This is a genomic window from Chitinophaga sp. (assembly GCF_039596155.1).
Lineage (GTDB): Bacteria > Bacteroidota > Bacteroidia > Chitinophagales > Chitinophagaceae > Chitinophaga.
Genome location: NZ_JBCNKF010000044.1, coordinates 46644 through 58198 on the forward strand (window position 1 = coordinate 46644; position 11555 = coordinate 58198).

Annotated in this window: 3 protein-coding genes; all 3 read left to right on the forward strand. The window is 45.4% G+C overall.

Annotated features, from left to right (window positions below; all coding sequences use genetic code 11):
• Positions 1-7: 7 nt before the first annotated feature.
• Positions 8-2374: a penicillin acylase family protein gene (locus ABDW33_RS29095; protein WP_343693611.1), complete on the forward strand. Its 2367-nt coding sequence runs from the start codon at positions 8-10 to the stop codon at positions 2372-2374.
• 12 nt (positions 2375-2386) lie between these two features.
• Positions 2387-2734, forward strand: a complete 348-nt coding sequence (locus tag ABDW33_RS29100) for a hypothetical protein (protein WP_343693612.1) — start codon at positions 2387-2389, stop codon at positions 2732-2734.
• Between the two features lie 25 nt (positions 2735-2759).
• A partial coding sequence (locus tag ABDW33_RS29105) for an amino acid adenylation domain-containing protein (RefSeq protein ID WP_343693613.1) occupies positions 2760-11555 on the forward strand: 8796 nt, incomplete at its 3' end.

An 11555-nucleotide genomic window follows, 5' to 3' on the forward strand; every position in this document is an offset into this window, starting at 1 on the left:
AAATGTTATGAAACGCATTTTAGTAATTGTTTTGTTATTCGTCCTGACAGGGGTATGGTTATTTTATACCAATATCCACTTCAATGGGATCAATTCTATCCAGGGACTTTCTAATTTTCGCAATGGTATTTTGAATGCTTCCTCTCTGCATGCTGACGAAGCACCAGGTTCCGCTTCTGTTATCGGAGCTTCCAAAGTATATCTTGATACTTTAGGGATACCCCATATTTATGGTAGTGATATTAACAGTACAGGGTATGCACTGGGTTACATGCACGCCCGCGACAGGTATTTCCAGATGGAGTTGCTGGCGTATACAGTAATGGGTCGTCTTTCAGAGATCATTGGAGAACAGGGGATTACGTCGGATAAACACTGGCGGATATTTGACCTGGAGCAGCGTGCGGAACGGATGTTGGACAGCATCACTGTTGCTGCTCCTGAGCTGGCCGCATACCTCAACTCATATGAGAAAGGAGCTAATGATTATTTAAAGCAGGAAGATGAGCGGCACCGCGATCCAATGTTTACTATATGGGGTGTTTCTCCCCGGCCCTGGAAAGCGTCTTATACATTCCTGATGCAATGGTACCTGAGCCATGATCTTACTTATTATGATGATTATTTCAACAGGGAAGAGATCCTTGAAAAGCTTCCTGATACGTTAAGAAATATACTATATCCATTGCATTCAGACGGCCAGCTGGCTATTATTCCTGGTTCCTCAAAAGGACATAAAGAAAAGACGGCAGCAAATAACAGCTCCCGGGCATTGGTAAAGCTGTTTGGACCTGATGATATTAATCAGTACCCCGAAACACCTTCCGATAGAAGTTTGGGAAGTAATAACTGGGTAGTTGGAGGAAAATATACGATTGACGGACAGGTGTTCCTTTGCAATGACCTGCATCTGTTCCTGGCTGCACCAAATATTTTTTATGAAGTAGCGTTAAATGCGCCTGGTTTACATGCATACGGATATACCATACCAGGAGTGCCACTTGTTCTCACAGGGCATAACGAAAGTATTGCCTGGGGCATCACCAACGGTGGTTGGGATGTAACCGAACAATATTTGTTGAAGACAGATGATAGCCATAAGGACCAATATTTTATCGATGGCAAGTGGCAACCGGTAGAAATGAAGAAAGTCGTGATCCAGGTAAAAGATGGCGGACCCAGAGAGTTCACGGTTCAAAACACACTGTTTGGACCTTTGTTAAAAAAGGATAGTATCAAATATGCACTGAGATGGCATCCTCAACGGTCTGCCAATGCTCCGCTCGCATTCTGGAAAATGATGCAGGCGACGGATTGGAATGGGTTCAGGGAGGCGTTGAAAGCGTATGATTATCCTGCACAGAACTTTGTTTTTGCTGATAAGACCGGCGATATAGGAGTGATCTGTGCGGGCAAAATGCCTTTGAAGCCAGCCGGATATAGTGGGGGATTGCTGGATGGTACGAAATCTCCTATAGAGGGTTATATCTCCTTTGACTCCTTGCCGCAGACTTATAATCCGGAACAGGGATATTTGTATACAGCCAACCAGGAGCCACAGACAAACAACTCTTATTTTTCTTCCCGTTGGTTCGATGACCTGTACAGACCTGCAAGAATCCAGCAGATGATTAACAGTGGAAAGCTGCTGGGGGCAGAAGATATGCGCAGGATGCAGCTGGATGTTGTAGATCTCTCAGTGAATGATCTAAAGCAAATGCTTGCTAAGTATAGCGTGGATATCAAGCCCGGAAGTAACCTGGACCGTGTGCGTAAGTGGAATGGAGAACTGGACCCCGGTACCCGTGAAGCTGTATTTTACAGGGCCTATCTCCGTGCTTTAGGAGATGTAGGAAAACAGCTGGCCGGTCAGCTTGGTGTAAAACAGGCGCCTACCCACGACCAGCTCACTCATTTCCTGCTGCAATATGATTCAGTAACGGTGAATGGTCAGTCCATTGCCAGCAGATATTATTTCAATCGGCTGATGAAGGTGGCCGATTCTATTTACAGCGCCCGTTATGGGGATGCTGCCGGTAATCCTATCCCGGGAAGAGCGTATGTCTTTTCTATTCCTCAGATCACACAGCTACCTGGATTTGAAATGAAACAGGCAGGGATTGGAGGTAGTGAGAACACGATTAATGTTAACTATACTGCTCATCCGGTTATTCGTACGCTGATAGAAATAAAAGACGGAACTATTCATTCATGGATGATCAATGCAGTGGGGCAAACAGGCCGTGTAAATGATGAAAATTATGCCCAGCAGTTACCTGCCTGGAGGGAGAACCGCCTGCATCGCACGCAGCTTACAAGAAATCCCCACCAATTGGAGGCCATTGCAGATTCCATTGTATTCTCTCATCATTAATCCTATTATTTTATGAAGTACCTGAAGTATATACTCATACCGGTTTTATTGTTTATTGCTCATTTATTTGCTGATAGCTGGACGATGATCATTATCTGGAGCCTATTAGGCATTGGACTGGCCTTTCTGCCTGCGGTAAAACGTTTCCCTATTTTATTGATCACCCTTTCAGAATTACTCGTATTCTTTTGTTTCTGGTTTTTTATAGCAGATGTAAATGGAAGCCTGAACATATTGGCCCAACATGCCGGTATGGAGATCTTAAAACTGGCGGTAGCGGTAGTACTGGTTAATATTATTACTGCGCTGCTTTGTACTGCTTCCTTTTTCCTGCTGTTGAGAAAGCTCATAAATAGATAAACCTTATAGCCGCAATTATTTGGGTATGGACGTTTTATTGTTATTAGGAAAGTTGAGACAACTGGGAATAGAATTACACCTGGAAGGGGGAGAACTGAAAGTGAAAGCAAGCCAGGGGGTGCTAACCAGTTCACTGATCGCAGAGATCAGGCAACATAAAAGCAGTTTACTGGAGCTGCTCACCGCAAGAGAAGAAAACCAGGATAAGTTTCCTGTAGCCGAAATGGCTGACAGCTATCCTGTTTCATTTGCACAACGAGGCATATGGCTTTTAAGCCAGCATGCAGATGGCTCAAGGGCTTATAATATTCCATTGGTTATTCGCCTTTCTCAAAACGTAGTGCCGGATATTTTATCTGATGTGCTGAAGGAGCTGGTACAGCGACATGAAGCATTGCGTACTGCTTTTTTTGAAGATGAGTATGGGATCGTAAGACAACGTATTTGTAATGTTCCATTTGAAATGGAAATAAGGGAGCAGGAAGGTAGTATCGATGCCATTATTGCCGAAGAGGGTATGCAGGTGTTTGACCTGATGAAACCCCCTCTTATCAGAGCTGCACTCATAAAGGGTACGGAGGCGCATTTCCTGTTATTGACTATTCACCATATCGTTTTTGACGGATTTTCCGGGGCCATTTTTCAGCAGGAATTATTTACGTTGTATGAGCAGCGCAGCAAGGGCCTTCAACCGGCTTTACCCCGGCTTGTAAATACTTACAAGGATTTTGCAGTGTGGGAGCAACAGGCGGTGAACAGTAAGACCTGGGAAGCGCAGCTTGCATATTGGAAAGGTCAGCTGCAAGGTACATTACCTATGTTGCAGCTAAGCCCGGGTCCTCGTCCTGCAATCAGAACTAATCATGGGAGCCGTTTATATTTTACTATTGATAGCACCATACGCGACGCTTTGGCCAGTATCTGTAAAGTTAACAGAGCTTCCCTCTTCTCTGGGCTACTGGCAGGTTTAAATACCCTGTTTTACAGGTACACGGGCGCAGAAGACCTGCTCGTAGGCGTTGTGCTGACAGGCCGGGAGCATATAGCGCTCCAGGCACTGGTCGGTATGTTTGTTAACACCCTACCGATGCGGACGCCGCTTGCAGGCGATAAGGACTTTGTAACAGCTGTGACGAGGCAACAGCTGTTATTGGATGAAATGATGGCCAACCAGCAACTACCTTTAAGTTACCTGGTTGAAAAACTAAATGTGCGGCAGGATACCAGCCATTCCGCCATATTTGATGTAATGGTTGTTTACAATGAAGCTGGAAGCAGTCAGGCCGTGGAGATAGAAAAGGATTTTACGTTGCTGCAACGGGATCTTCGCAGCACCAGTCAGTTTGACCTTTCTTTCTCATTTACAGCCAGCGATGATTCTCTGGCATTGTGCATAGAATTTAATACAGACATATATACGGCAGAGTTTGTTGAACAATTGGGTAAGCATTATATACAATTGCTAAAAGGCGCTACCACCCATATTCATTCGCCCCTGAAGCAATTGGATTATTTAAACCGTGAGGAAAAAGACAGGCTGTTGCATATCTTCAATAAGAAGCCGGAAGCACCTGTAGAAAAGACCCTGATATCTTTATTTATCGAACAGGTAAGGCTGCAACCGGAGCATATTGCATTGCGATTCAATGAAGAATCTTTCTCATTTGCCGAACTGGACAAACTTTCTTCCCAGTTAGCAGCCTATCTGAGCCACCGGTATAGTTTACAACCCGAGCAGCTGATCTGTGTTTCTCTGCTGCGTAATGAGTGGCTGATCATTTCATTGTTGGCTGTGTTAAAAAATGGTTGTGCCTATGTGCCTGTAGACCCGAACTACCCGCAACAACGAAAAGATTATATCATAGCAAATAGCCAGGCAGCTCTTATCATCGACGAGCAGCTGATTAACGATTTTAAGCAGGTGAGGGACCGGTTTGAGGAAATATTCCCGGTAGCGAACAGCGCTGGCGATCAGCTGGCATATGTGATTTATACATCGGGATCAACGGGTAATCCTAAGGGATGTATGGTAGAAAACAGGAGTGTCATCAACCGCCTGAGTTGGCTATGGCATCACTATGGACTGAACAGTCATGATATTATGTTACAGAAGACATCGTTCACATTTGATGTATCTGTAGGAGAGATCTTTACCCCGTTGTGTTTTGGCTGCCAGATGGTATTGTGTGACGAGGAAGCGGTTTATCTGCCCGAAAGAATAGCCGCGCTTATTCAACGGCATAAGATCACCATTGCACATTTTGTACCCGGCATGCTGCAGCGGTTTATAGCCGCACAGTTATCAACATCGGAGAAGGTAGCCGCAATATCTTCCCTGCGAAGGGTTTTTTGTAGCGGGGAGGCCTTATTACCAAACATGGTAGATAGCTGGTACGAGCGGGTGCAAATCCCTGTTTCTAACTTATATGGGCCCACAGAAGCGGCCATAGAGGTGAGTTATTATGATACGAAACCTGGCGATAAAGTTATTCCTATCGGGAAACCTATTGCCAATAATACGCTATACATTCTGGATAACGCTCTGCAGCTGTTGCCGATAGGAGTTGCGGGGGAGCTATGTATTGGAGGGGTGCAGCTGGCAAGAGGCTATCAGCATAATCCGCAACAGACAGCAGAACGGTTTGTTCCTGATCCATTCTCTGAAAGGCCGGATGGCAGACTTTATAGAACAGGCGACCTGGCCAGATGGTTGCCCGACGGGAATATTGAATATCTCGGAAGAATAGATAACCAGGTAAAGATACGAGGGTATAGAATTGAACTGGAAGAGATAGAATATTCGTTGTCGCAACAGGAAGGAGTGACTGCTGCCGCTGTAACGGTGCATCAGACAGTCGGCGGAGAACAGCTGATTATAGGATTTGTAGTGGGCCGGAAAACACTGGATGCCCGGTCCTTACGGGAAGGCCTGTCCGGATCACTGCCTGAATATATGTTACCTGCGGGTATTGTACAGATAGATAGTATACCGATAACTACTAGTGGTAAGATAGATCGTAAATCCCTGCCGGTTTCATTATTCCTGGAAAATGACAGCTCATTGGATTACGTCGCTCCCGAAAATGAAACGGAATTTAAGCTCAGCCAGATCTGGCAGGAGGTACTTAAAAAGGAAACGCCCGTGAGCATTACAACAGATTTCTTCCATGCAGGCGGACATAGTTTGTTGCTTATGCAGGTAGGGAATATGTGTTACCGGATTTTAGGAGTAAAGCTTAATATACAGGAGCTCTTCAGAAATACTACTATCAGGCAGCAATCCCAGCTGATTAGAGAAAAGGCTGGCACTGAAGATGACATCATTCCGCAGGTACTTGTGGCTGCGGATTATCCGGTGAGTGATGGGCAAAAAAGACTTTGGCTGATTTGCCAGCAGGAAAAAGCGGAACCTGCATATCATATGCCGGGGCAAATAGAGCTGGACGCTGGTTATGATATTGTCAGATTGGGGAAAGCGATTGAGCTTGTTATCAACAGCCATGAGATATTGAGAACTGTATTTGTAGAGAATGCAGCGGGAGAGCTTCGGCAGGTGGTACGACCGGCTACTACTTATGATCTTTCGCAACATTACCTGGATATGAGTCATCATTCAGCTACCGATGTCGAAGCTTTCCTGCTTAAACAGGTGCAGATGCCTTTCGATCTGGAGCGGGGACCACTTATCAGAACAGGTTTTATCCGCAAAGCGCAAAACAGTCATCTGCTTTGGTTTAATGTGCATCACATTATATTTGATGGTGTTTCCATGGAGCTATTGAAGAAAGAGATACTACAAATCTATGATCAGTTAGCCCGGGAAGCGCAGTACATACCCACCACCCTGCCTGTTCAATATAAAGATTATGCTTACTGGCAGCAAGAGCTGTTACATGCCGGAAAGCTCAACAGACATCGTGATTACTGGCTACAGCAACTGGCCGCTCCTATTCCCGTTATTAACCTTCCAATAGCCGGCAGAAGACCGTCTCTCTTTACATTCGAAGGAGCTGCATTATCCATGACTATCCGGAGAGAATTAGTGTCAGAATTGAAGCAGGTGTGCAGGGAAGAACATAGTACCTTGTTCATGGGGCTGACGAGCGTATTGTATGCGCTGATCTTTAAGTATACCAGGGAAGAGGATATTATTATCGGTACGCCGGTATCGGGGCGTTTGCATCCTGCCCTACAGCAGCAGATCGGTTTTTATGTAAATACGATTGCTTTACGTAACCGGACCAGTGGAACAGATTCTTTCCGTACACTGTTAAGGAAAGTAAGGGAAGCGGCTATCAGCGGATATGAACATCAGGATCATCCCTTTGACAGGTTGCTGGAAGATATTGAATTGACCAGGGATATGAGCCGGTCACCGTTATTCGATATCATGTTGATCCTGCATAATGAGCAGGAAATGAATAGCACGAATGATTATAATATTCCTGCCGAAGGCATAACATCTTTTGAGGGCAATTGCTATGTAAAGTTTGACCTTAATTTTGATATCAGTGAAGTGGGTGAGCAGCTGTATATAAGGCTCTCATATAACAGAGACATTTATACCCGTGAAGTTATATCCCGATTTCTGCTGCATTTTCAGGGATTGCTACAGTCGCTTGTATCTGCCCCTGATATACCTTTGGATGAGACAGTATACATGGCGCCGGAAGAAGAAAAGCAGCTGCTGGAAGTCTATAACCATGTTGCTGCGGTGGTTCCGAAGGCAGAAGAGACATTGGTCCAATTATTCAATCGCCAGATACATCATGGCAATATTGCCTTATATGACCATGGGAAGGCCATCACTTACGAGACACTGAGCCATAAAAGTGACCACGTGGCCCAACGGATACAAGAGCGGAGAGGAAGAACGGATACATGTGTACTGGTGTGTATGGAGCGATCTTTCGATTTATTGATTTCCTTACTAGGGATACTGAAGACAGGGGCTACCTATATCCCTGTTGATCCGGCAAATGCCGATGATAGAATTGCTTATATTATTAAAGATGCAGCGCCACTCATGATACTGACGGACGATCCGGAACGGCTATCCGGTATTAGCAATATCCCCGTTTTTAGTCCTGCAGCTATTTTAGAGGAAGCAGCACCAATAAATATTGACTTCCTAAAGACAGCTCCTCCGGCGGCCGACCCTATCAGTTGCATTATTTATACATCAGGTTCTACCGGCTACCCTAAGGGAGTAATGATCAGAGAGACTTCTATCATTAACCGTTTATACTGGATGTGGGAGCGCTATCCTTTTGAAACCGGGGAGCGAAGTGCCTGGAAGACAGCCATTGGATTCGTGGACCATATATGGGAAATATTCGGACCCTTGCTCAGGGGGATACCTTCTGTATTGTTCAGGAAGGAAGAAATGCTGGATGAAACTTTTATCGATCTGCTCTCGGCCGAAAGAATTTCACGAATAGTGCTGGTACCTTCTTTACTTGCCAATATTGTTGCTGTTGCAAGGCAAAAAGGAACTGACAGCCTGCCCTATCTTCAATATTGTACCTGCAGCGGCGAAGAGCTGCGAACAGATCTTGCAAAGGCTTTTATCCGGTTATTCCCTAAGAAAAGGTTACTCAATATCTATGGCTCTACAGAAGTGACTGCAGATGTCACCTGTTTTGAAATAACGGGTGATACTGCCTGGGAAGGAAATAGTGTGCCCATAGGAAGACCGATCTCCAATGTCAGGATTTATATCCTGGATGCTGCCCGAAACACTGTTCCGGTAGGTGTTCCAGGAGAAATATATGTAACGGGAGCTGCAGTATCCAAAGGGTACTGGAATAATGAGCAGCTTACGGAGGATAAGTTTATTCATCATGGGCGATTTCCGGGAGAGATATTATTTAGAACAGGAGATGCTGGTAAATGGACGGAAGAGGGACAAATTATTTACTGTGGCCGTATCGATAACCAGTTGAAGGTCCGCGGTTATCGTATTGAGCCTGCAGAAGTGGAGCGCATATTATTGATGCAGGAAGGTGTTGAACAGGCCGTGGTAACGATAAAGGAGGGTACCGACGGTGTAGGGGCACTTGTAGCCTATATTGTTAGTAATATAGCTATTTCCAGGGCTTATCTGCATCGGCAATTAGCGCTTGTACTACCTGCTTATATGCTACCTGCCGCCATTGTGAACCTGGAGAATTTGCCATTGACTTCCAGCGGAAAGATTGACCGTAATAGATTACCAGCTCCTGATTGGGCTGCTGATGGTGAAGATGGTTTTACGGCAGCAGCCAGTGATCTTGAGAATGAAGTTGAAAAGATCTGGCAGGAAGTACTGAAAACAACTGACCCGATCAGTATCCATAATAGTTTCTTCAACATAGGAGGTCACAGCTTACGACTGATGCAGCTGATTAACCGTTATGACAATGCATTTGGTGTCCGGCTTTCTGTTGAGGAGCTGTTCCGTCACACTACTATTGCTGCTCATGCAGGCTTATTAGCAAACAACAATGGGGATATGTATGCCAGCATTCCTGCTATTGCTGTTGCTGCCGATTATCCTGTATCCGATGGGCAGCAAAGGATGTACATGCAAAGCCATCTTGGTAATTCCTCGCGCACCTATCACCTGGAAGGCAGGTATGAGCTAGGTGATATTTTTGACAGCAATGCGCTGGAGCAGGCTATTAAACGGGTGATTGACAGGCATGAGATCCTTCGGACTATTTTCCGGGTAAATGAATCCGGAGAGCTTCGGCAAGTGGTATTGCCAGCAATTGAGTTTAGCCTGGCATATGAGACAATGCCAGCGGAGAGAGTGAATGATCATCTGGCGGTGCTGATGGCGAAGCCATTCCAGTTACATGAAGGGCCGTTGCTCAGAGCGGGTGTGATATCTTCAGGCGCTGAAGTAAATATATTCTGGTTCTGTCTGCATCATATTATTGGAGATGGATGGTCGTCAGAGATCCTGGCAAAGGAGGTAATGTCGTATTATGAGGCTATCAGAGAAGGCCGTGAAATGGAACTGGTGCCTTTGAGGATACAGTATAAAGATTATGCTGTCTGGCTGAAAAGGCTATTAGAAAGCGAAACAGTGCTGGCTCACCGGACTTATTGGATGCAGGAACTGGCAGGGGAATTACCCGTTCTCCGGTTACCGATGGCAGGCACGAGACCGGCCATACAAACTGATAATGGGCATTGTCTGACGATTTTGCTGGAAGACAATTTGACTGACCAGTTGCAAACATGCTGTAATGACGTGAATGCTACGCTGTATATGGGATTTGTGGCTGTGCTGAACGCGCTATTATACCGCTATTCCGGACAGAGTGATATTATTATCGGAAGTCCGGTGGCTGGTCGTGCTCATAAAGAACTGGAAGACCAGATTGGTTTCTATATCAATACGCTGGTATTGCGAACGAGCATAAGTGCTACTGACAATTTTAAGGATTTGTTATTGCAGATAAGAAGGATAAGTCTATCTGCATTTTCCCACCAGTTGTATCCATTTGATCGTCTGATCGAAGATCTTCAGCTGGTGCGTGATAAAAGCAGGTCCCCATTATTCGATGTCATGCTCACTATGCAAAACCAGCGTGATCAGGTGTATGAGGCAAACGATCTGCTGCCCGGGAGAGTAACCGACGGCGGTGATTTTAAAGTGAAGTATGATCTTCTGTTTAATATTGAAAAGGTAAGTGGGGGAGTCCGCCTGGACTTAAGGTATAACAGTGACATCTATGATAAGGATAGTATGATCAGAATGTTATACCATTTCAGGGCAATCCTGGCAAATCTGGTGAGCGATACAAATAAATCATTGAGTGCAGTACAATACCTGACCCCAGCAGAATATGATGAATTGATTGCTTTCGGACGTTCGAATGTGGATGTACCCGCCGGAACGACTTTTACTGGTCTTTTTGAAGGAATGGTAAAAGCGTATCCTGAAGCAGCAGCAGTTCATTATGGAGGTGAAACATGGAGCTATCAACAGTTAGATGAAAAGGCTAACCAGATTGCACAATACCTGATATCGCAGGGAGTAGTGAAAGGTAGCAAGGTGTTATTATGTATGGACCCATCAGGGTACGCTATTGCCAGCCTGCTGGGTATTCTGAAAGCGGGAGGATGTTATGTGCCTATAGATCCTACCTATCCTGTATCTCGTATCCGTCATATTCTGGCAGATTGCAGCGCTGATATTCTTATTACAGATAGTGATGTAGCTAAAAGTTTACCAGCTGATGTAGGCAGGATAATCGTAGCGGATGTATTGGAAGGCGATGGCGGGTCACCGTCAGTCTCTGTCTCTGCATCAGATCTGTTGTATGTGATTTATACCTCCGGTTCTACGGGTCGTCCGAAAGGTGTCCAGATTACACATGGTAATATGGCTGACTATCTGTATGGTCTTGAAAGCCGTATCGGGATATCGTCCTGTCGAAGTCATGCCCTTGTATCAGGTCTGTTTACGGATCTTGGGAATACGGTGGTATACGGTTCGCTAGCCTTTGGCGGTAGTCTTCACCTTTTTTCCAGGGAAGTACTAAGTAGCGGTGATCTTCTGGGGCAAGCAATAAAAGAGATTGATTGTGTAAAGATAACTCCTTCCCACTGGAAGGCATTATCAGCCGGTCGTGAGTTAGTGCTGCCGAAGGGGTTGTTGATATTTGGGGGTGAAGCGCTGTCGGGATCAATTCCTGCTCAGATCAGTGGATGTAAGGTAGTCAACCACTATGGGCCTACAGAGACGACAGTAGGGAAGTTATTGCATGAAGCATCTTCAGGTGAAGATGTTGGCGGAGTGGTTCCTGTAGGTCGTCCATTTGGGAAT